Source organism: Veillonella sp. AF36-20BH, assembly GCF_003602765.1.
GTDB lineage: Bacteria > Bacillota > Negativicutes > Veillonellales > Veillonellaceae > Veillonella > Veillonella hominis.
On record NZ_QTLR01000002.1, the window covers coordinates 1 to 22,868 of the forward strand.

The following is a 22,868-nucleotide window of genomic DNA, read 5'->3' on the forward strand; positions in this document are numbered from 1 at the left end:
CTCCAATATGAGTCTTTTTATTTGTCGCAATATATTTTACAATTCATCATATACAATTATAAATTTTCTTGTGTATTCAATAATAAATATTATTGTAAAAGACCCTCTCCCACTATTAATAATCTGCACCATTATCTACTCAGTACATTACCTATTACAATAACAAATGAATTCAGAAAAAAAGGATGCTCCCTGTAAAATACAGGGAAACATCCATGTGTTTGAGCCAGTAGGAAGCAACTGTTATGCTTTCACCATGATAGGTGATTAAACTTCAGGAAATAAAGCTGTAGATAAGTAGCGTTCGCCTGTATCAGGGAGAATTACTACAATATTTTTACCTTTATTTTCAGGGCGTTTTGCCAATTCTTGAGCCGCCCAAAGCGCAGCACCAGAGGAAATACCTACCAATACGCCTTCTGTATGACCAAATGCTTGAGATGTAGCGAATGCATCTTCGTTAGTTACTTGGATTACTTCATCGTAAATGTTAGTATCCAAAGTATCAGGAATGAAGCCAGCGCCTAAGCCTTGGATTTTATGAGGGCCTGGTTTGCCGTTAGATAATACTGGGGAATCAGTTGGTTCCACAGCTACTACTTTAATATCAGGATTTTGTTCTTTTAAATAACGACCTGCACCTGTTAAAGTACCACCTGTACCAACACCTGCTACATAGATATCTACTGCACCATCTGTATCTTGCCAGATTTCAGGACCAGTTGTTCTGTAGTGAATTGCAGGATTAGCTTGATTTACGAACTGACCTGCTTCAATAGCACCGGATGTAGCCGTTACGATTTCCTTAGCTTTAGCAATAGCGCCTTTCATACCAAGAGAACCGTCAGTCAATACAAGTTGAGCACCATAGCCAAGCATCAATTTACGGCGTTCAATGGACATTGTTTCAGGCATTACGATAACTACTTTATAGCCAAGCGCTGCACCAACAGCAGATAAGCCAATACCTGTGTTACCAGATGTAGCTTCTACGATTGTACCCCCTGGTTGTAATTCACCAGATTCAACTGCAGCTTGAATGATTGCTGCTGCGATACGGTCTTTTACGGAACCGCCTGGGTTGAAGTATTCCAATTTTGCGAAAATATTAGCGTTTGCACCATATTTTTTACCAAAACGTGTAGCAGCTAATAATGGTGTTTTACCAATTAATTCAACAAAAGATTTTGCAATTTTAGACATAGTGGTCACTCCTTATTAAATAGAACCATCCCAATTATCATATTTTGTATCAAGTTTAGCGTAAGTCCCATCAATTACATCTTGTAGGGTTACGTTTTCTAAATAATCATGAATATAGTTTTGTAAGCCTGCCCAGAAACCAACGGTGCGTTCGTTGATTACTGTATCAGTACTCACCCCTTCATCAAGGGTAGATATGATAGCCATCGATTCCTCAGTAGCAAGCAATATTTCAATAATTGTGTACTCCTTAGGGCTTTTAGACAATCGATATCCGCCGTATTTACCGCGGATACTATCCACTAGGTTAGCAGCGCCTAAACGAGCTACGATACCTTCTAGGTATTTTTCAGATATGCCTTGTCGTTCTGCCACAGATCGCAAGGAAACTGGTTTATCTTGCCCTTGCTCTGCCAAATCGATGAGAACCATCAATGCATAACGACCTTTTGTGGAAATCCTCATATATCTTGCCTTTCTTTGTAAACGTTAGTGTTAAACACACCCATATTAAAAAGTGCTTATATTATATTTATAAAGCTATTTATAAAACCTTTCATATTAATAGGAATTAATTTCATTATAGACCACTCACTATAAAAATGCAAGAACTTATTTCCTACTTTTATAAAGGGATATTAACAACACAAAAGGACCAGCCCGAAGGCCAGTCCTTTTGCGTATAGTTTGTAGTTTGTTATATGAGGTTTACCATGATGAATTGGAGAGGGTTCATCTGGTATTGGGACTTACCGTATCGTCAGGAAAACGATGCGCGCCCGTGTTCTTGTCATTTGAGGAGTTGTCTAGATTACTCTAGGACTTAAGTATAGGCTTCTAAATTAGATTTTACCTACAAGATCAAGACCTGGTTTCAAAGTATCTTTACCTGGTTTCCAACGTGCAGGGCACACTTGGTCGCCATGTTTAGCTACGAATTGAGCAGCTTGTACTTTACGAACCAATTCTTCAGCGGAACGACCAATACCCATGTCATGGATTTCAGCTGTACGTACGAAGCCTTCAGGGTCTACTACGAAAGTACCACGGTAAGCCATAGCAGATTCTTCTTGGAATACATCGAAGAAGTCAGCCAATTCATGTTTTTTGTCAGCTAACATGTAGTACTCGATTTTGTTGATAGTTGGAGAAGCATCAGACCATGCTTTGTGAACGAATTCAGAGTCACAAGATACGGAGTAAACTTCGCAACCCAATTCTTTCAACTCTGCATAGGAGTTTTGTACGTCTTCCAATTCAGTAGGGCACACGAATGTGAAATCTGCTGGATAGAATACGAATACAGACCATTTACCCAACACGTCTGCAGTGCTTACTTTTACCAATTCAGGTTTTTTGAAAGCATCAAGTGTAAATTCAGGAAGTTGTTTACCGATAATAGACATGTCATGTCCTCCTTGTTTGAGTTTCAAATTGTAATGATTATATTTGTATTGGTGCACTTAACACCACGTCTATATCTATCTTTGTCTATATAATAACAAATATCATTCAATATTGCAAGCGTTATTTTTAAATTTATCGATATATTTTCCCAATATTTTTCGATATGAATAAAAAAGAAGAAAGATGCTCATTTCTGAGCATCTTTCTTCTTTTTACGTACTACAACAAATTTACTGCTTATAGCATGATCAAAGGATATTAGTCCCGCTAGGTTAGCAACACCTCGTCGTGCTATATGCCCCCTACATGAATTTGTAAGAACTTTTCATATTGAAAATAAACAAAAATGTTGAAATATAGCTGATTTTAGGGAAATACTTTTAGGTATTTTCAATGTCAGGATTTAAAAATGGGGCAAAAGTGGGGCAAAAACGAATGACTCACATTTGGTTTGAAAACCTATAATACCTAATGATTATGCCATACTAGATATATAGTGTTGTTATAAATAAATGTCAGTGCGAGTTCAAATCGGAGGATAAAATGGAAAAACAAATTAATGAAAAAAAAGCCTTGGTTCCCAAAGCTTTTTTTATGTTATAATCTCATTAAAATATCCCCCAGTTAGATTTGGAATATTTTTTATTCTGTGTCACATAAAAATAAATAAAATGACTAGCTATAGCTAGAGCAAAAATGGTTGCAACACTCAGCACTATTGTAGGATTAGAAGCGAAAACCAAAGCCAGAATCAAGGCAACCAGATAGAGTGTCGCTTGGATACAGTAGTAACTTTTCGAATAGCTAAGATAGTGTTTGTTATAGGGCCCATTTGCTAGGACAGCAGCTTGGAAGAGGCCAATTCCGATATAAAAGAAGCTGATTGAAGCGAGAAGATTAGCCTCAGGATTCAGAAGAAAACCCATCGAAACTGTCATCAACATAAGCCCAATGAAAATAGGATAGTGACTGTAAATTTGAAATAGTCCCTTTTGATTAGATTTTTCATCAATAGCATGGTCAAATTCACCAAAATAAAACAGGAACAGAGAAAGCATGATAATGAAATTTAGAACCGAATAAATCGAGAAACTCTCGGCTGTAAAGAAGCTAACTAGATCAATAACCATCTCTCCAAACGTAATAATGACAAGAAGGGAGACGCGCTCGATTAAATGGGGAAGATTTACCTGGAAATGCTCATCTTTAGTAATCAAGAAAATTGGCACAATAAATGTTAGCAGAATACTAGCAATAAAGATATAGACTCCAACGTAAATAGGAAAAAGAGCTGCCAGATAGGCTCCTAAACTTTGTAGACCTGTTAACCATAGAAAACCTTTGATACTTTCCCGATTAGCATTATCGGTTGATTCTCTAAAAAATTCAACCAAATATTGAAAAAATAAGGTAAGGGTTAATGTGCCAACAGCCCAACAGGTATGATAGTACCATTGTTGCCAATTGTATCCAATCATATTGGATATAAAGAGCAGAAGTCCCATGTTGATAAACATGATTACCATATTAAATAACGAGTTCTTTCCATAGCGATTGGTATAAATGGTTTGAATCATCCAGGAATTGATGATAACCATAACAGAGATGAAGAAATCAAGTAAAGAATCCCAAGACAAAACAACGTTATGAAGAGGGTGAATTAAAGCAGTTGCTTTTGAAATTGCAAAAACAAAAACTAGGTCATAAAAAAGTTCTGAAAATTCTACACGTTTATGTTTAATAAGAGTTGTCATCTTAAGTCCTTTCTATTTTAGAAGTACTATTTATTATAACAGAAAATGGTAATGAAAGAGAACGAGATGCTTAAATAACTTCATGTGACGCGAATTGTCAAAACCTTGGAGCACATTTTCACGTACCAGCTTACAGGCGGAGGGTTTGACGATTGATAATGAAGAATAAGATTATACAATAGAAAAAGCGAGCCTAAAAATCGCTTTTTTTATTTAATCTAATAGCTCCTTATTTTCAATTAAGAGTTCGAGTGGAGATTTCTCTCTTGCTACAATAAAACCAGGTTCATATTGGTTATGAACTGTTCTTTCCTGAGAAGTTGGATCAATATACAACTCTTCTCCATCTTCTGTGTATAGTTGGTTGCCTCTTGTTAGGTAAAGTAAATCCTCTAAGTGTTGTCCATTAGTATGTAGGAAATGCTCGATGTATTTGACAGCTTTTAAAATCTCACTTACTTTATCAAAGTATTCATTCGATTCAAGAACACTCTTTTCTAACTCAATCTCTTTACTAGTTCCAAATAGTTGGGTTGGAGTTGCATTAAAATATTCTGCTATCTTATCCAAATTTGCAAAGGTAGGATAGCTTTTTTGTTTTTCATAATCAGAGATGGACTGCATACCTATAATAGATAAAATAGATCCCATCGCTTTAATCTATTTTTTTAGTTCTAAGATTGCATCTACGAAACCACGGAATAATGGGTGTGCATTATTTGGGCGAGATTTAAGTTCTGGATGTGCTTGTGTACCAATAAAGAATGGATGATTTTTTACTTCAATACTTTCAACAAGACGGCCATCTGGAGATGTACCGGAAATTACAAGGCCTGCATCAGTCAATTGTTGACGGTATTCATTGTTGAACTCATAGCGATGACGATGACGTTCATAAATCAAATCTTCCCCATAAGCTTCGTGAGTTTTCGTACCGGCTTCCACTTTGCATGGATAGATACCTAGGCGCATTGTACCGCCTTTTTTATCTACATCAACTTGATCACTCATCAAGTCAATTACTTTGTACTTAGCATTTTCATCGAATTCGCTAGAGGTTGCTCCTTCCATGCCACATACGTTACGAGCAAATTCCATTACTGCAGATTGCATGCCAAGGCATAGGCCAAGATATGGAATATTGTTTTCACGAGCGTATTGGATTGTGCGAATTTTACCTTCTACACCACGGGAACCAAAGCCACCAGGCACGATGATACCTTCAACACCTTCAAATACCTCTTTAGGATCTACAGAAGTATCATCAAGTTCTTCAGAGTCAATCCAACGAATATTCACTTTAGTACCTGTAGCAATACCAGCATGATCTAGAGCTTCAACTACGGATAAATACGCATCATGCAACGCTACATATTTACCAACGATAGCAACTGTAATATCTTTATTAGGATTCAAGATCTTATGAACCATTTCTTTCCATGCAGTCATATCACATGGACGATCTTCAAGACCTAACTTTTTGATAACAATATCATCAAGACCTTGATCTTGCATCATCAATGGCACTTCATAGATAGAGCTACAAGTTTGATTTTCAATAACTGCTTCAGGTTCTACGTCGCAGAACAAAGCAAGTTTTTCTTTCATATCATCAGAGATATGTTTCTCACTACGACATACCAAAATATCTGGTTGAATACCAATGCTACGCAATTCTTTTACACTATGTTGTGTAGGTTTTGTTTTCAACTCGCCTGCGGCATTGATGTAAGGCACTAACGTAACGTGAATGTAAAGTACATCGTTACGGCCTACTTCTTTTTTCACCTGGCGAATAGCTTCCATAAATGGCAAGCTTTCAATATCACCTACAGTACCGCCAATTTCAGTGATAACTACATCAGCATTATCCTCTTTACCTACACGGTAAACATTTTGTTTAATTTCATTTGTAATATGTGGAATTACTTGTACAGTGCTACCTAGGTAATCACCTTTGCGTTCTTTATTGATTACAGACCAATATACTTTACCAGCTGTAATATTAGAACGTTTGCTAAGGTTAATATCGATAAAGCGTTCATAATGCCCCAAATCAAGGTCCGTTTCGGCGCCGTCATCTGTTACGAATACTTCACCATGTTGGTAAGGGCTCATCGTACCAGGATCGATATTAATGTATGGATCAAATTTTTGAATCGTTACATTGAAACCGCGGTTTTTTAGTAAGCGACCCAAAGATGCTGCTGTAATCCCCTTTCCAAGAGAAGAAACAACGCCGCCAGTTACGAAAATATACTTAGTTGCCATGATGCCTCCCACCTATTACATTTTTTCCGGAGCGGAAATACCTAAAATACCCAAGCCTTGACGAAGAACGAGGGCAATCGCTGTGATTAATCCAAGACGAGCTTGTTGCAACGCTGGATCTACGCCAATGATACGACCTTGACGGTAGAATGAATGGAACATGCTTGCCAAATCGTATAAGTACCGAGCAATACGATGAGGTGCACGATGTTCAGCAGCTTGAACGACCTCTTCCGGATATTCAGCTAATTTCTTAATTAATTCTAATTCCATTTCACTTGTAAGTGTTGTGAAATCAGTTTCACTATAATCGCCAAATGCGATGCCAGCTTCACGCACTTGGTTGTAAATGCTGTGAATACGAGCATGAGCATATTGGATATAATACACCGGGTTGTCATTACTGCGAGATTTTGCCAAGTTAATATCGAAATCAAGTTGGCTGTCTAAGGAACGCATCAAGAAGAAATAGCGAGACGCATCTACGCCAACCTCTTCAATCAATTCATCTAATGTAACGCTATCACCACTACGTTTAGACAATTTAACAAGTTGTCCGTCACGGAACAATGCTACCATTTGTAATAACAATACTGTTAATTTATCAGGGTCATAACCAAATGCCGCCATAGCCGCTTTTACACGACATACATAGCCATGATGGTCAGCGCCCCAAATATCAATCATTTCTTTAAAGCCACGATCAAATTTATTGCGATGATACGCAATATCTGCCGCCAAATATGTAGGAACCCCATTATCACGAATAACTACGCGGTCTTTATCATCACCATAATCAGTAGATTTTAACCATAAAGCACCGTTTTTTTCATAAACTTTGCCAAGGGCCTTTAATGCCTCTACGGAATGATGAATCTCATCCGTTTCATGAACTGTACGTTCAGAGAACCAATTATCAAAAGTAACGCGGAAGTTTCTTAATGTTTCCTCTAAGCGAGCTAATTTTTCTTTTAAGCCCTCTTCCTTAAACAAGGCTACACGATCTGCTTCGTTCATAGCATTTAATTTATCAAAGCCTTCGCGTTCTGCAATCGCTTTCGCTGTTTCAATAATATCTGGGCCACGATAGCCATTTTCAGGGAACACTAAAGCCCCTTCTGGAATATCGAACTCAGGCATAGAACCGTCTTCATTACGTTTAGGCGGGAATACTAATTTAGCACCTTGTAACTCTTGGAAACGGTACTCAATGGAAATAGCCATGTTGTCGATTTGATTGCCTGCATCATTGATATAGTATTCAGATTGTACATTGTAACCCGCTGCACGTAACAAGTTTACAAGAGCACTACCGTATGCAGCACCGCGACCATGACCAACATGCAATGGTCCTGTAGGGTTTGCACTTACGTACTCTACTTGAATCGTATCGCGCGCACGCAATGGTTGAACACCGTACTCAGTACCAGCATTCAAAATGGCTTTTAACGTATCATACACCATATCAGATTTCAAAAAGAAATTAATAAAACCTGCGCCGGCAACCTCAGCACGTTCAAGCCAATCAAAATTCATATGACTAATCAAAGCTTCAGCAATAGCTCGAGGATTTTGACGAGCTACACGAGCGGATTGCATAGCGATGTTTGTAGAAAAATCACCGAATTCCTTTTGAGGTGGCACTTCGAGAACGATTTCTGGATATTCCCCAGCCGGCAAATCACCGCTGTTAATCGTATCTTGTAATGCCTGTTCAATCCCCGATTTCAGGATTTCCTTCATGTCCATGCTCTATATCCTCCCGCACGTCTATATCTAACTGATTATAAAATTGCCATTCACCTTCGACGGAAATATCATATCCTAAATGAACATGACCTACACCATCGTGAAAGTCTACTGTTAATTCATGAGTATTTACGGCCATATGTAAATCACCATATGGTGTTTCATATACGGCTTCGCGTTCTTCACCACGGACGTATTGATGACGCATATTGACAGCCCCTGTTCGGAGCAACACGATAGAATCATCATGGATTTTAATGGTCGTCTTAACCCCATCCAATCCAGTTACACTAGATTCTTCGTAACGCACATATTGAGCATTACCCTTTTCATGTGACGTACCTGGGGAAATCAGTTCCACTACGGTATCCTTGCCATCCATATCTCGTTGTACACTCTTTACGGACACTAGAACCCGCTTCATTTTCAACCTCCGTGGTAGTAATTAATCATCATATTATACCATAATCAAGGACTATTTTGCACCCTTAATGAGTCTCAATTTCTTAGTCTTCGTCATCCGTTTAATAGCATATTCTCTGCGTTGTGCTTCTTGTTTTTGGTGAAAGCTTTCAGAATATACCAAGGTCACAGGACGACGTCCTCGCGTATACTTTGCACCGCCTGAGATATGTCCATTGTGAGCATCTATTCGACGTTTGAGATCTGTAGTCCATCCACAATACAAAGAATCATCTGCACATCGCACCAAGTACACATAGTGCCGTTCTTCAGACTTAGCATCCTTATTTGCCATTTTTCGCATCATCAGTGATTGGTTCCAATGTGATAGAATTGATAATTACTGGTTCAACTGGTTTATCATTGCGACCAGTCTTAACCTTGCCAATTTTTTCAACTACATCCATACCTTGTACTACAGTACCGAAGATGGTGTGTTTATTATCTAACCAATCCGTAGGTCCCAAGGTAATGAAAAATTGAGAGCCTCCTGTATTAGGGCCACGGTTTGCCATGGCAAGAACGCCCATTTTATTGAAATGTAAATCATTGGAGAATTCATCAGGAATTGTATAGCCCGGTCCACCGGCACCTGTGCCATCAGGATCTCCACCTTGAATCATAAAGCCTTCGATAACGCGGTGAAATGTTACACCATTGTAGAAGCCTTTTTTCACGAGATAATCAAAATTTTTGACCGTAATCGGCGCTTTAGACCCTAACAAACGAACCTTAAATTGACCATAGTTTGTATCAAAAATAGCATATTCATCTGCAATTGGCGCATTCGTAAAATTAGGCATCGCCACAGTTTCTGCTTTCACAGTATTACCTTGTGGTTGCTCCCCAGTTTTGGTACTACATGCTGTTGTACTAAGTACTGTAATCCCCAACATTGCGCATAAAGCCAAGCGTTTCCAGTTCATATGTCCCCCAAAATACTAATATTATATTTAACTAAATGTAGATTTAAAATTTACATAGAAAAACCGCTCAACCCATGAGCGGCTCTTTTTTAGTATATCATATTATGGCACTATTGAGATTAAAAATATAAAAAAATAATATAACAACAAAAAACAGAGCTTCAAAGGAGCTCTGTTTTTGTAGGCCTCAACTAATCACTTAGTTAATTCGATTATTTAGAGTCAAATTGGTCTGGAGTTGTATTATTATAAGACTCAATATAATTATTGAAATTCTCAATCATGTCGTTAAGATTGTTTTCATTTGCATCAGTAAGTACTTGACGTACAGAACCAACTACAGAGTTATAAGAGTTAACAAGCACTTCTCCACGATCATTATTTATGCTCTTAAGCAATGTTTGAATTTCATTAAGTTCTTTTTCTACAGCTTGTTTGTCTGCATTTTTAGGAGCTTTTTCTACATTTTCTACAAGAGTAGTCAAGCGAAGCGTAGATTCCATTGCTGCTGCATAGCCTTTTTTACCGTCTTTTTTCAATTTTTCGATTTGTTTCTTAGTTTGTTCAGTGTTAGCTTTGTTAAGAGCATCATTGAACTTCGCATAAGCTGCATCAAATTTTTCTACTTGTGCTACGTATTTAGCTGCTAGTTCTTTACCTTTAGTACCACCATCGTTCATGTAGGCTTTAGAGTCATCATAAGCTTTCAAATCTTTGAATGTTGGTACTAATTCATTAAGAATATTTAATACATTATCGCGTTCTGTGTCAACTTCTTTAAATGTAGAACCTTCTTTTTTAGATTTTTCCAAAGCATCTTTTAAAGTATCATAGTGAGGTTGACGACCAATAGCACCTTCTTGGAAACCACCCTTTAGTTTAGCCAAACTATCTGCATAGTTTTGACCCCAAGTTGCATTATCACCATTGAAGCGATTTGTTGCATCAATAAGTGTATTAAGCTTAGCAGCTGCTTTCTCATCGCTACCGCCATCAACTACGGAGGATACTACGGAGCCAATGCCACCCGCTTTATCACTGCCACAACCAGAAACAAATAAACCTGCTGTCAATGCCGCTACACAAAGTAAAGTTGAAAATAATCTGCGTTTATTGTTCATATCTTCTCTTCTCCTTTTAACACATGAATATTGAACTAAGCGCATTATACTAACTATACTACACCAATTCTGTAGCCGCAGCTACAAAAATAAATCTTCATATAAACTTCACCTGGCTTAGGGGCATTAGCGATAATTAATCAATCCATTTAAAATGCTTACACGCATTATAAATGCCATCTTTATCACAGTCTGTAGTAATATAATCAGCCTTTGCCTTTAATTCAGGGCGCGCATTACCCATAGCAATATTTAGCCACTCAGGCCTAAACATAGACAGATCATTATACCCATCACCAAATACAACAGCTTGATTTGGCTGCATTCCAAAGTGTTCAAGCATATTACGAATACCCAACGCCTTTTCCATAGGCTCATATAGAACACAGCCATCACCATAACGAATGAGCTTATGTGTCATATGCTCGATATCCTTCTCCTCTTCCTCTCCTTCCTTGAAAAACACATAAATCTTATAAAATTCTTCAACACTATGAAAGTCAAAATTAGGGTCTACAGTTGTTTTAAATACATCCCAATTTGGATGCCACTCTAAAATTTCCTTATACGGCGTAATACGACCGAGTTTATTACGATCCGTTACGGCCCAAGGAATATTATGTGATTCTAAATACTCTAAATATTTAATACATGCATCACGATCCATACCTATCATGGATACCAATTCATTATTAACAGTGATACTGTGACCACCATCTGCTACGAAATCAGTAAGGCCTGCTTGCTCTGCGAAACGCTTAGCATCCACTTGAATACGACCAGTTGCTAAGGCTACACGATGACCACGACGCTTTAACTCATCTAAACTGTATTGAGCACTTTCAGGGATTTTACCTTCAGGCCATACAGCTAAGGTATTATCGATATCGAAAAAGAAAAACTTCTGTTCCACAGGCCCTCCTAATCGCGTCCACTCATCAGCTTAAACCGCTCTTTTTGTTTTACATCTGGATATTTTTCATGGTCCACATCACTCAAAAACATATCTAGTGGTCGTACATATAAGTCACGTTGATCATATAATTTTTGATATACCACGAACTGTTCACTCGTTTCCGAATGAGTTGCAACATCTAACACGTAATAGTACATGCCTTTAAAATGACGATATAAGCCACCCTTTACAATTTCTTGCATTTATAACCTCATCACATAACATACACAAATAGTTACAAACCATATTAATCAAGAGATTCCATATATTGAATAGCCTTAGTCAACATATCTGCTGTAATTTTATATGGAGATACATCAATATCATGAACAGATGTAGCCTTTTCAACAATTTGAGGAATATGCGATGCAGTAAGATCTAATTGTGAAAGTTTAGTAGGCCAACCTAATTCGCGATATACTGGCAACCACCGTTGTAACTCATCCATTTGTTGGTCAACGGTTAACAAAATAAGTAAGCCATAAGCTACTATTTCACCATGCAAATGATTTTCTTCTGTTTCTTTATTAGTAACACAGCCATAACATACAGCATGAGCCATGTTGCTATTATATGCCATAGGAACACAACCTGATACAACACCGGTAGTAAAGATAACAGTCATAGCAATGGTATCAAAGGCATCACTACGTTTATTAGCTTGACTATCTTTATAGGCTTGTATACCATGTGCTAAAATTGGTTCACTACACATAGAAGCTAGAGTAAGGCCTAACTGAGTATTATAGTCTTGCTCGCGACTGCGAGCAGAAAGATGAGTTTCATAGTGTTTTGCAATAGTATCTCCCATTCCTGCCCACAAGTAACGGCTTGGTGCTTCTACGAGAATATCAGCATCAATAAAGCAGTGCACAGGAGGATGATTTACAAAAGCTACGTCATCAAAAGTATGATCTGCCGTGTATACAGCTGCCACTTCTGACGTTGCCGCACAAGTAGACGCAATGGTTGGAATTGTAAAGAATGGTTTATCATCTAACTCTATAGCTACTACTTTTACCGTATCCATGGCCTTACCACCACCAACAGCAAACAAAAAGTCCGCATCTTTTACAGATGCCATTTGTGCAATTTCCTTGCCTCGAGCAAAAGTACACTCTCCACCAAAGTGGATAATATCTAGCACCTTAATCCCCGCTTTATCAAGCACTGGACGAATGTGTGGCAAAGCTTTAGAAAGAGCTGTTTCGCCACCGATGATAGCTACAGACTTGCCATATAATTTTGTAAACTTTGGAATAGCGTCAAATACATCATGACCTCCAAAACTATAACTAGGTAAACAATGAGTACTACGCATAAAATTTCCTTCCTTCTTTTATCATTTATATCCTTATTTATCCTTATTATAGAAACTTCTACACACAAAATCAATTTTATATGACAACAATCAAAACATAAAAAGGCTCTATACTCTCACAAAATGAAAGCATAGAGCCTTTATCTTTATTACTTATTATCGGAAGCAAGACCTTTATGGATAAGACCCACAACAAAGCCTAATACCGCAAAGCTTACCCAGCCCATACCAGCACTTTGAAATGGAATATATTGAGCAAAGAGCTGTTCCAAAGCTGTAGGTGCAATACCTGCAGTTTCAAGACCAGTCATGAGGGCAGAGATCATTGTGAAAGCCATAGTCCATGCATATACGCAACGACGACCACCAAACACATTATGAAGAAGTGCCAACAAGATGATTACGATAGTCAACGGATACAAGAGCATCAACACAGGGATTGCTGCACTGATGATTGTTTTCAAGCCAAACATGCTAAGACCAAACGCCGCTACAGAGAAAATTACTACATATAATTTGTAACTAATCTTTGGCGTCAACTTGTGGAAATATGTACCGCAAGAAGTGATAAGACCAATACTTGTAGACAAGCAAGCTAGCAAAACGATGATAGCCAAGATGATTTGACCGAACTCACCAAACAAATAGTTAGCACTTACGGACAATACAGGAGCCCCTGTCTCGAACAAACCAAAGCGTTCAACACTAGTAGCACCGATATTAGCGATAAATACGTAAACAATACCAAGAAGACCTACCGCAATAGCACCTACCTCCATTACCGTTTTTGTAATCACAGCACGAGATGTAGCACCGCTAAGACGAACAAAGTCGATTACAAGAATAGCAAATACTACGGAAGCTAAGGCATCCATTGTATTGTAGCCATCTAGGAAACCCTGTAATACAGCCGTTGGCGCATCACCATATGCCGGTTGTGGCACCGCATAACCACCAAGTGGAGTAATAAAGGATTTAACAATTAACAACAGAATTACAAGTAGTAAAGCTGGTGTCAAAATATTGCCGATACGGTTAACAAGTTTTTGCGGACTAATAGATAACCACAAAGAAATACCAAAGAATAATGCCAAGAAAATTGGTTCCATATTCATGCTTAAACCTTCAGCAAAAGGTTTAATTGCGATTTCATAAGCTACAGTACCAGTACGTGGCGTCGCAAACATTGGACCAATACTCAAGTATAAAGAAATTGTGTACAACAAGCCATAAATCGGATGAACACGACTTGCAAGTTCTTCAACATCTTTACAGGAAGAGTAACCCATCGCTGCAACACCTAAGAGTGGAAGGCCTACACCAGTTAATACGAAGCCGAGCAAAGCCCAACCTACATTATCACCAGCATGTTGCCCTAAGGCCGCTGGGAAGATCAAGTTCCCTGCCCCAAAGAATAGAGCAAATAACATCATACCTATAGCCAAATAGGCACGGGTCGACAGATTGTCGTTACCATTCATAAATGTAACCCCCTTTAGGTCAATAAAATAATATTACCATTATAATCTAAAGGAGCTAAGGTATACAAGAAAAATATCCTCACTATTCTATATCCGTATAGAGTTATTCCCATAAGTAACAGACTTTAACTTTTACTTATAGAAATAAGTAGATAAATTCCTATTTTACAGTAATCATTACAGACTATTAATTGGTCATTCACTACAAAAGATTTCTTATATGAACTTGTACATCATAAAAGGTGCTCCCCCATCCCTGATCGGTAGGACGAGCTGCGGTAAGCGCATTGATTGCCACGTGAGGATCACTCGATTGAGATTGCCACCATACACCTAGTGTTACCAATGTCCCTCTCTGTACTTCATCGTCGTAGTATGCTTTAATTTTTACACTGCCACGATCGTTATAGATTTCTACCTCAGCACCATCGTTTATGTTATACATTTTTGCATCTTCTGGATGGATGCGAAGTTTCATCAACTCAGGATCATTAAAGTCTAATTCGCAGAAGCTAGAGTCCAAAATTCGAATATCATTACCATTTATAAGCCAAAACGGTGCATTATCACCATATGGAGGCATATACCGAATTAATGGTTCTACATCCTGCGGATTATATAATTCAATTTTTCCAGACGGTGTTTTGAAATCCATCTTATAACTCTCAGGTACCGTCATCTCCACAGGCTCACCATTTAAAATCAACTCTTGGTCCCTCTTGGATATACGACTCGAAGTCCGCACAATTTGTTCAATAAGATCTTTTTCACTAAGGTCAAAAAAATCATCCTCCAACCCCATGCGTTTTGCTAACTCAGCAATAACTTGCCAGTTGGAACGAGATTCACCAATTGGCTCAATCAATTTGTAACCCGTCCCAATTGTGTAATGACCATAAGAATTATAAATATCATCATGCTCCACAGATGTTGTGGCTGGTAAAATAATATCAGCATACTTACAAGTATCCGTAAAGAAACGCTCATGTACCACAGTGAATAAGTCATCGCGCATCAACCCTCTACGTACAACATTCTGGTCAGGAGCTGTGATAGCCGGATTTGAAGAGAAGATATATAAACTATGAACTTTAGTTCCTTCAGGGTTTATAAGCATTTCACCCAGTTTAATCATAGGCATCAATCGTTTAGCTGGCGCATGAACATGAGCCTGTTGCATCACATCTTTGCCAATAAATTTACTACCACTAGCACTCGACAACAATCCACCCCCAGGATATTGCCATGCTCCAACCACAGCAGGCAAGGCATTAATAGCACGGCATGTCATAGCACCATTGCCATATCGAGATAGTCCACTGCCGAGACGAATAAACGGCGCTTTTGACTTTGCATAAGCATGAGCAAACTCAGTCATCCGCTCCACAGAAACACCGCAAATTTCAGCCGCTTTTCCCGGCGTAAAGTCAAGCAACACCTCTTTTACCAACTCATCGTAGCCTTGGACATGCTTCTTAATAAAATCTATATCTGCCAAGCCATCACGATGAATGATATGGAGCATCCCTAAAGCTAGTGCGCCATCACTACCGGGTTTTACGTAAATATGTTCATGAGCTTGGCTGAAAGTATACGTTTTATGAGTATCAATAATCCAAACACGAGCACCCTTCTTTTTTGCTATATTCACATCATGTAAGATATGAACATCTGTGGCTGTCGCATTCATGCCCCACAAGACGATAAGATCACTATGTTGCGCCTCTTGTGGTTTAATACCTAAGGTTTCACCATAAACAGAGCGGAACCCCGCCTGTTTGGCAGGAGAACAAATACCTCGGTCTTGGTCTGTAGCACCAATGCGACGGAAGAAATAATCTGCTGCAGGGCTCTGAATAATCCCCATTGTTCCCGCATAAGAGTAGCGCAAAATACTTTCACTGCCATAAGTATCAATATTTTTTTTAAAATTATCGACAATTGCATCAAGGGCTTCATCCCAACTAATACGAGTGTACTGATCTTCACCAATTCCCTTTTTACCAACACGCTTCATAGGGTACTGCAAGCGCAACGGAGAATGTATTACTTTTTCATAATGTGCCATCTTAGGACAGAGTGTACCTCTTGTGAAAGCATGATCTCTATCCCCTCGAACAGATATTACTTTATTATCATCAACTGATACGATGAGTCCACATGCATCGGGACAATCATATGGGCATACAGATTTATATTCTTTCATGATAAGCACCTCGCTTATAAATTGTACAAACTATAGGATGTATATTTATATTATAGTATAGTATGACTCGTATAAGTATAACCTTTTGCACATCTTCTGAATTAAAAAGGTTTTAGAAATGATTATTTTATGTATATCAATGCATTCGATTATCACATTACATTTATGACCTCATCATTTATTTTGATATATATAGTTAGACATTTCAAGTTTTATCGATATCTATCCATTATCATTCTTGTCCAATGCCTAAACAGATATACTAATAAGTTCTATAAAAATACCAAAATTCTTCAAAAAAATCATGTAATCATTACTAAAAGTCATAACCATATAGTTTTAGGTATAATCAGACATTTTAATAGCGTCGTATAGATTATGTGACAAAAATCACCGGTACGTATGCGTATTTAGTAATGTCGTTCAGACTGTAAGACTATTCAATCTCACTTGTTTCTGTGCTATACTGACAGTGTCATTTGAGAGGATATAGAACTCACAAGAAATCATTTTGAATTCATGGTTATCTAATGTGAAGTAGCTATATCAGGTACATATTTTCTGAAAAGAGGTTTTAACGATGGCAGACGCAAAAAACACTGTGTTATTCCCTTATGAAACACTAAAAAAATTGAGCATGGACGCTTTCCAAAAATTTGGTTTCTCCGAAAAAGAAGCTGACATCATCCAAGACGTACTTTTGACTTCTGACTTGTTCGGTATTCAAAGCCATGGTATGCAACGTATGGTTCGTTACCATAAAGGTATCACTAATGGCTTGATTAAAATCGACGCTAAACCTGAAATCGTAAAAGAAACTCCAATTTCTGCAGTTATCGACGGTCATGACGGCATGGGTCAATTATTGGGTCATAAAGCTATGGAAATGGCTATCGAAAAAGCTAAAAAATCCGGTGTTGGTATCGTATCTGTACGTAACTCCAACCACTACGGTATCGCTGGTTACTATGCTAAAATGGCATCCGACCAAGGCTTAATCGGTTTCTCTTGTACAAACTCCGAAGCAATCATGGTTCCTACATATGCTCGTAAAGCTATGCTTGGTTCTAACCCTATCGCTTGGACTGTACCAGCTGATCCAGTTGACTTCTTCTTCGATTGCTCCACTACAGTAGTAACTCGTGGTAAACTTGAAATGTACAACAAAATGGGCAAAGCTACTCCAGATGGCTGGGCTGTTAATAAAGACGGCGTTCCTTCCACTGATGCAGCTGAAGTATTGGGCAACATCTCCCGTCATGAAGGTGGCGGTATCCTTCCTTTAGGTGGTGCTACAGAAGTTCTTGGCGGTCACAAAGGTTATGGTAACGGCATGATTGCTGAGTTGTTCTCCTCTATCTTGTCCCAAGGTGGTACTTCCAACAAATGTATGGTTGGTGGTAAATCCAACATCTGTCATGGCTTCATGGCTATCAACCCTGAATTCTTCGGTGACCCTGCGGAAATCAAAAAACACTTCTCCCAATTCTTACAAGAATTACGTGAAGCACCTAAAGCTCAAGGTCAAGATCGTATCTATACTCATGGCGAAAAAGAACATGAATCCGTTGAAAAAGTTAAAGCTGAAGGCATCCCTGTACTTAACGGTACAATGCTTGAAGTTCAAGACCTTTGCAATGAATTAGGTCTAGACTTCAAATCCTACTTCGGCGATTATGTACCAGAAGCTCCTGCTACAATGTTCAAAGGTAACTACTAATACCTAAACTTAGTAATGGCCCTAACAAGGACTTGTAGTTAGTACAGAAGGGGACATAAACACTGTTTATGTCCCCTCTCTTATGTTTTTAACCTCATAGCCTATGAGGTTAAAAAATTTTATGTACTATATCAATTTTTATGATAAGTATATCTGTTATTTTATTGTAAGCTTTTATTTTAACTGAACTTTTACAAATTAACATCATAGCGATTTATTCATCAATTAAATTGATTAAACTACGTCGTCCTGTTGAGCATATATTTTTGTTTTACTTGAAAGGATGATCTTAGAAATGAGTGCTATCACCGTTCTATTAGCGCTATCTCCAATCATTTGGTTGATTGTAGCGTTATCCATCTTGAAATTACCTGCATGGCAAGCAACAAGTGTTGCTGCGATTGGTTCTTTCATTATCGCTATTACAGCATTCCAAGCTGACCCATTTATTATGGTCACTGGTGCCCTTGAAGGTGCCGCATTGGCAATCTGGCCAATCCTATTAGTTATTACAGCTGCTATCTTCGTTTATAACCTGGTAGTACATACGAAAGCAATGGAAACTATTAAAACCATGCTTTCTTCTGTAACATCTGATACTCGTGTACTTGCATTACTACTTGCATGGGGCTTTGGTGCCTTCATGGAAGGTATGGCTGGCTTCGGTACTGCCGTTGCAATTCCTGCAGCTATGATGGTTGCCGTAGGTTTTGACCCACTTAAATCTATCATCGCATGTCTCGTTGCAAACTCCGTACCTACAACATTTGGTTCTATCGGGATTCCAACAACTACATTGGCATCCTTAACAAACCTTGATCCAAGCCATTTAGGTACATTCATTTCCGTACAATTGTTCTTGCTTAACCTTATCGCTCCATTCTTTGTTGTTATGATTATTGGTGGCGGTATTAAAGCGTTAAAAGGCGTATTCCTTGTAACATTACTTTCTGGTTTAGCATTAGCAGTTCCTGAAACTGTAATCAACGCTGTAATGGGTCCAGAATTATCCGTAATTTCTGCATCCATCGTTATCATGGCAGTTATCATTGGTTGTGCAAAAATCATGCCTCCTAATGATCCTAAATACGCAGTTAAACAAACTGGCGAAGTCCCTAAAGTTTCTGGTGGCGAAGGCCTTGTAGCTGCAATGCCATTCATCTTAATCTTCGTATTATTGTTATTAACTTCTAAATTGTTCCCTGCAATTAATGGTCCTCTTGCGTCCATTAAGACATCTGTACCTATTTATCAAGGTGCTGGCGCAAAACCTTACACATTCGTATGGATTGCAACACCTGGTATTATGATTTTCATCGCTGGTATTGTTGGTGGTTTCATCCAAAAAGCAAAAGCTGGCGAAATCTTCGGTACATTGGGTAGCACAGTTAAAAACTTGAAATTCACATACCTTACAATCATCACAGTTGTTATGACAGCTAAATTGATGACTTACTCTGGTATGACTGCAGACATTGCAAAAGCAATGGTTGCTGGTACAGGTACTTTATACCCTCTATTCGCTCCTATCGTAGGTGCGTTGGGTGCATTCTTGACTGGTTCCGGTACAAACTCCAACGTATTGTTTGGCCCACTCCAAATTGCCGCAGCTCAAGGCTTAGATCCTACAAACTTCGAAGACCTTGGCTTCTGGTTGGCAGCAGTTAACTCCGGTGCAGCTGGTATCGGCAAAATGTTGTCCCCTCAATCCATCGCGATTTCTATTGGTGCCGTAGGCCCTGCTTTGAAAGCATACCTAGAAAATCACAAAGAAATCAGCTCTGAAGAAGCTCATAAACTAGAACATGAAATCGAAGCAAGTGTTATCATGAACAGTGCATTCAAATACTTTATTATATTTATCGTAATGCATGGTTGTATATCCTTCTTCGGTCAACATTTCATTCATGAAATTCATCATTTCTTCTTCTAAGAATTAGTGAAACAAAAAGAACAGCTCATTACGAGCTGTTCTTTTTTGTTTGTATTAAGATACTACATTTTTATTCTTACTAATTATAATTAGAAATACTTGCGCTCAACTTCCCATTTTGTGAAGTTGCCACTTGCTGCATCGATTTCAAAATCATATTCGTAACCATTGTATCGAATTTCACCTTCGTATTCTAATCGACCATGATCATAGTCATGCCCAAATTCGGTTACATTAGCTTGTGTTGCTCCTGGCACGCGTGCCAATGCACGATTTAATGCCTCTTGCTCACCGATACCTTGCGCAGATGCAAATGTTGTTAATCCAACAGCAGTCACAGCAGCCAATACCAAGGCTTTCATAAATTTTTTCATAATAACCTCCTATATACGATAAATTATATTGATTTTTTTAGATTTACTCTGTATATGTATTTTAATCTATAAATCGAAATACATCAAACTCAAACTTTTGATATACAACCATCTCTCAAACGTTATGCACTACATTATTATTTATATACTCACAAAAATATTTTATATACAAACACCAAAAGTTTAACCTAAATAAAATAGTATATAAAGGCTAGAGGTATATGCAGACCAAAATAGAAAAAGCTTTTACATATAAATCTATAGAATAATCCATACAATTATGTTACAATACATCTTATTATAAGATAAAATTTAATGCAGTCTGCGAAGTGCGATTCGCAGACTTTTATTTTTCTCACTTTAATATAGGAGGGTTTTATGACTCAAGAAAGCTCTGCTAAGGTCTCTTTCATCTTGGTAGTATTCCTCGGTCTGTTGACGGCGATTACACCCTTAGCAACAGATCTTTATTTACCGGCATTACCAATTATGCCTGGGGAGCTGAATACAACAGCTTCTAATATTCAAATGACCATAGGTGTTATGACCTTCGGTGTCGCATTAGGACAACTATTTGGTGGCCCCATTAGTGATACAATGGGGCGTAAACTACCTCTTATCGTTGGTAATTTACTGTGTGTCATCTCTGGTATCATCTGCGCCTACGCACCTAGTATTGAAATACTGTTACTAGGTCGTTTCTTACAAGGATTAACTGGATCTATAGGCGTTGTAATCGCCAAAGCTATCGCTCGTGACTTTGCATCCGGCCAAGAATTGACTAAGCTATTTGCATTACTTATGATGGTTAATGGCCTTGCGCCAGTACTTGCACCATTAGTAGGTGGCCAATTACTACTCTTTACTACATGGCGCGTTATTTTTATTATCCTCGCTGTATTCTCAGCCATTCTATTAGTAGGTTCTCTTCTCTTCCGTGAAAGTTTACCCAAAGAAAAACGTATTACAGGTGGTATCACTACATCTGTAAAAAATTATCTTACGCTGATGAAAGATAAACCATTCCTTGGGCAAACCTTAATCCAATTCTTTGCTTTTGGTGCATTCTTTGCGTATATCTCAGGCTCATCCTTTGTATATCAAAATATTTTCCAATTATCTGCTCAAGAATTTAGTTACCTCTTCGGTATCAATAGCTGTGGTATTATTTTAGCCAGTGCCATTAGCGGCCGCCTAAGTAATGTTGTAACATCTTATCAATTCCTCACATTCAGTCTTTGGCAACTGACAATCGGCTCTTTACTATTCCTAGTAGCCATGCTATTAGAATGGCCTCTCATTCCTGTTACAATCATACTATTCTTCACCGTATGTACCGTATCCCTATTCGGCTCCGCCTCCTTCTCTATGGCAATGACCAAATATGGGAAAATGGCCGGTAGTGCCTCTGCAGTGCTTGGCTTTGCCAGCATGTTCTCTGCAGGGATCGTGTCTCCACTCGTTGGTATTGGTGGGGAATATACGGGTATTCCCATGGGGATTACAATGCTAGTATGTGCAGCGCTTTCCTTATTGTGCCTATATTGTTTGGTAGAGAAAGAATAATCTCTTTTAAGCATTTGTGTGAGCCCTACAATGGGGCCCCTTTACAACAGCATATTTTAGTATATAAATAAGATACCCCTTTCCTTGCTCAGTACGGCGCTACGCTTCGTAAAATCGCTTTGGAAAGGGGTATCTTATTTATATTAACACTACCCGTAGAGCCGCCCCATTGTGGGGCTGTATAACTTATGTCTAAAATAGATTAATTCCTGTTCCCTACAAACACCATAAGCACAATAAAAGAAATCACCTGTCCAACTGGTTGTAGACGAAAGGAGATGTGGCATAGCCACATCTCCTCTCCCATCTCCGTTAGGTGTATTACTAATTTTTTGTAACTAATAAGATAACAAACTCGATGGAGCTATTAAAGATATAGTAGATTGGATTACTTACATTTTATAATGGGACGTCTTCAT

20 protein-coding genes are annotated in these 22,868 nt (G+C 38.3%); 3 read left to right on the plus strand and 17 right to left on the minus strand.

Annotation, left to right across the window (positions count from 1 at the left end; all coding sequences use genetic code 11):
- Positions 1-267: 267 nt before the first annotated feature.
- From cysK to DW000_RS02695, 16 genes are all read right to left on the minus strand, one after another.
- Positions 268-1,203 carry a cysteine synthase A gene (gene cysK / locus DW000_RS02620; protein ID WP_120054865.1) on the minus strand — a complete coding sequence of 312 codons (936 nt, stop codon included), beginning with the start codon at positions 1,201-1,203 and terminating at the stop codon, positions 268-270.
- Between the two features lie 15 nt (positions 1,204-1,218).
- Entirely contained in the window at positions 1,219-1,668 is a 450-nt protein-coding gene (locus tag DW000_RS02625; protein WP_004698292.1) for an Rrf2 family transcriptional regulator, read from the minus strand.
- 377 nt (positions 1,669-2,045) lie between these two features.
- Complete coding sequence (gene ahpC, locus DW000_RS02630; protein WP_009352518.1) at positions 2,046-2,609, minus strand: alkyl hydroperoxide reductase subunit C; 564 nt, start codon at positions 2,607-2,609, stop codon at positions 2,046-2,048.
- Between the two features lie 609 nt (positions 2,610-3,218).
- The gene (locus tag DW000_RS02635) at positions 3,219-4,364 is read right to left on the minus strand and encodes a low temperature requirement protein A (RefSeq protein ID WP_120054867.1); all 1,146 of its coding nucleotides are present in this window, start codon (positions 4,362-4,364) and stop codon (positions 3,219-3,221) included.
- A 213-nt stretch (positions 4,365-4,577) separates the two neighbouring features.
- A complete protein-coding gene (locus tag DW000_RS02640) occupies positions 4,578-5,015 on the minus strand; it encodes a helix-turn-helix transcriptional regulator (RefSeq protein ID WP_207798782.1) in 438 nt (145 codons plus the stop codon).
- Between the two features lie 9 nt (positions 5,016-5,024).
- On the minus strand, positions 5,025-6,635 hold the full coding sequence (locus tag DW000_RS02645; protein WP_004695015.1) for a CTP synthase: 1,611 nt from the start codon (positions 6,633-6,635) through the stop codon (positions 5,025-5,027).
- Positions 6,636-6,650: 15 nt separating this feature from the next.
- Positions 6,651-8,384 (minus strand): arginine--tRNA ligase, encoded by a 1,734-nt coding sequence (gene argS / locus DW000_RS02650; RefSeq protein ID WP_120054869.1) that lies wholly within the window; start codon positions 8,382-8,384, stop codon positions 6,651-6,653.
- The gene (locus DW000_RS02655) at positions 8,350-8,808 is read right to left on the minus strand and encodes a DUF1934 domain-containing protein (protein ID WP_004695011.1); all 459 of its coding nucleotides are present in this window, start codon (positions 8,806-8,808) and stop codon (positions 8,350-8,352) included. The genes argS and DW000_RS02655 overlap by 35 nt, the downstream gene beginning before the upstream one ends.
- Positions 8,809-8,859: 51 nt before the next feature.
- Entirely contained in the window at positions 8,860-9,141 is a 282-nt protein-coding gene (locus tag DW000_RS02660; RefSeq protein ID WP_120054871.1) for a GIY-YIG nuclease family protein, read from the minus strand.
- Positions 9,131-9,772: a peptidylprolyl isomerase gene (locus tag DW000_RS02665; protein WP_105087149.1), complete on the minus strand. Its 642-nt coding sequence runs from the start codon at positions 9,770-9,772 to the stop codon at positions 9,131-9,133. Before DW000_RS02665 ends, DW000_RS02660 begins: the two co-directional genes overlap by 11 nt.
- Positions 9,773-9,984: 212 nt before the next feature.
- Positions 9,985-10,893, minus strand: coding sequence for a DUF3829 domain-containing protein (locus DW000_RS02670; RefSeq protein ID WP_120054873.1), 909 nt, complete (start codon positions 10,891-10,893; stop codon positions 9,985-9,987).
- A 136-nt stretch (positions 10,894-11,029) separates the two neighbouring features.
- Positions 11,030-11,806, minus strand: coding sequence for an HAD family hydrolase (locus DW000_RS02675; RefSeq protein WP_004698247.1), 777 nt, complete (start codon positions 11,804-11,806; stop codon positions 11,030-11,032).
- A gap of 8 nt (positions 11,807-11,814) precedes the next feature.
- The gene (locus DW000_RS02680; RefSeq protein ID WP_004698254.1) at positions 11,815-12,051 is read right to left on the minus strand and encodes a DUF1653 domain-containing protein; all 237 of its coding nucleotides are present in this window, start codon (positions 12,049-12,051) and stop codon (positions 11,815-11,817) included.
- 44 nt (positions 12,052-12,095) lie between these two features.
- The gene (locus DW000_RS02685) at positions 12,096-13,169 is read right to left on the minus strand and encodes an iron-containing alcohol dehydrogenase family protein (RefSeq protein WP_004698178.1); all 1,074 of its coding nucleotides are present in this window, start codon (positions 13,167-13,169) and stop codon (positions 12,096-12,098) included.
- 149 nt (positions 13,170-13,318) lie between these two features.
- Positions 13,319-14,650, minus strand: a complete 1,332-nt coding sequence (gene brnQ, locus DW000_RS02690) for a branched-chain amino acid transport system II carrier protein (RefSeq protein ID WP_004698182.1) — start codon at positions 14,648-14,650, stop codon at positions 13,319-13,321.
- A gap of 202 nt (positions 14,651-14,852) precedes the next feature.
- Positions 14,853-16,856, minus strand: a complete 2,004-nt coding sequence (locus tag DW000_RS02695) for a molybdopterin-dependent oxidoreductase (RefSeq protein ID WP_120054875.1) — start codon at positions 16,854-16,856, stop codon at positions 14,853-14,855.
- Positions 16,857-17,436: 580 nt separating this feature from the next.
- On the opposite strand from DW000_RS02695, the gene DW000_RS02700 reads away from it, so the two are divergent.
- A complete protein-coding gene (locus DW000_RS02700; RefSeq protein ID WP_004698291.1) occupies positions 17,437-18,576 on the plus strand; it encodes an Ldh family oxidoreductase in 1,140 nt (379 codons plus the stop codon).
- Positions 18,577-18,871: 295 nt separating this feature from the next.
- Positions 18,872-20,509: an L-lactate permease gene (locus tag DW000_RS02705; protein WP_060919055.1), complete on the plus strand. Its 1,638-nt coding sequence runs from the start codon at positions 18,872-18,874 to the stop codon at positions 20,507-20,509.
- 89 nt (positions 20,510-20,598) lie between these two features.
- On the opposite strand, the gene DW000_RS02710 is transcribed toward DW000_RS02705, so the two are convergent.
- Positions 20,599-20,883 (minus strand): PepSY domain-containing protein, encoded by a 285-nt coding sequence (locus tag DW000_RS02710; RefSeq protein ID WP_060919056.1) that lies wholly within the window; start codon positions 20,881-20,883, stop codon positions 20,599-20,601.
- 378 nt (positions 20,884-21,261) lie between these two features.
- Between DW000_RS02710 and DW000_RS02715 the strand changes: the two genes are divergently transcribed.
- Entirely contained in the window at positions 21,262-22,449 is a 1,188-nt protein-coding gene (locus DW000_RS02715; RefSeq protein ID WP_120054877.1) for a multidrug effflux MFS transporter, read from the plus strand.
- Positions 22,450-22,868: the final 419 nt, after the last annotated feature.

Coding starts and splice junctions, on each gene's coding strand:
- cysK (WP_120054865.1), bottom strand. CDS start 1,203: ATGTCTAAAATTGCAAAATCTTTTGTTGAATTAATTGGTAAAACACCA.
- DW000_RS02625 (WP_004698292.1), bottom strand. CDS start 1,668: ATGAGGATTTCCACAAAAGGTCGTTATGCATTGATGGTTCTCATCGAT.
- ahpC (WP_009352518.1), bottom strand. CDS start 2,609: ATGTCTATTATCGGTAAACAACTTCCTGAATTTACACTTGATGCTTTC.
- DW000_RS02635 (WP_120054867.1), bottom strand. CDS start 4,364: ATGACAACTCTTATTAAACATAAACGTGTAGAATTTTCAGAACTTTTT.
- DW000_RS02640 (WP_207798782.1), bottom strand. CDS start 5,015: ATGGGATCTATTTTATCTATTATAGGTATGCAGTCCATCTCTGATTAT.
- DW000_RS02645 (WP_004695015.1), bottom strand. CDS start 6,635: ATGGCAACTAAGTATATTTTCGTAACTGGCGGCGTTGTTTCTTCTCTT.
- argS (WP_120054869.1), bottom strand. CDS start 8,384: ATGGACATGAAGGAAATCCTGAAATCGGGGATTGAACAGGCATTACAA.
- DW000_RS02655 (WP_004695011.1), bottom strand. CDS start 8,808: ATGAAGCGGGTTCTAGTGTCCGTAAAGAGTGTACAACGAGATATGGAT.
- DW000_RS02660 (WP_120054871.1), bottom strand. CDS start 9,141: ATGGCAAATAAGGATGCTAAGTCTGAAGAACGGCACTATGTGTACTTG.
- DW000_RS02665 (WP_105087149.1), bottom strand. CDS start 9,772: ATGAACTGGAAACGCTTGGCTTTATGCGCAATGTTGGGGATTACAGTA.
- DW000_RS02670 (WP_120054873.1), bottom strand. CDS start 10,893: ATGAACAATAAACGCAGATTATTTTCAACTTTACTTTGTGTAGCGGCA.
- DW000_RS02680 (WP_004698254.1), bottom strand. CDS start 12,051: ATGCAAGAAATTGTAAAGGGTGGCTTATATCGTCATTTTAAAGGCATG.
- DW000_RS02685 (WP_004698178.1), bottom strand. CDS start 13,169: ATGCGTAGTACTCATTGTTTACCTAGTTATAGTTTTGGAGGTCATGAT.
- brnQ (WP_004698182.1), bottom strand. CDS start 14,650: ATGAATGGTAACGACAATCTGTCGACCCGTGCCTATTTGGCTATAGGT.
- DW000_RS02695 (WP_120054875.1), bottom strand. CDS start 16,856: ATGAAAGAATATAAATCTGTATGCCCATATGATTGTCCCGATGCATGT.
- DW000_RS02700 (WP_004698291.1), top strand. CDS start 17,437: ATGGCAGACGCAAAAAACACTGTGTTATTCCCTTATGAAACACTAAAA.
- DW000_RS02705 (WP_060919055.1), top strand. CDS start 18,872: ATGAGTGCTATCACCGTTCTATTAGCGCTATCTCCAATCATTTGGTTG.
- DW000_RS02710 (WP_060919056.1), bottom strand. CDS start 20,883: ATGAAAAAATTTATGAAAGCCTTGGTATTGGCTGCTGTGACTGCTGTT.
- DW000_RS02715 (WP_120054877.1), top strand. CDS start 21,262: ATGACTCAAGAAAGCTCTGCTAAGGTCTCTTTCATCTTGGTAGTATTC.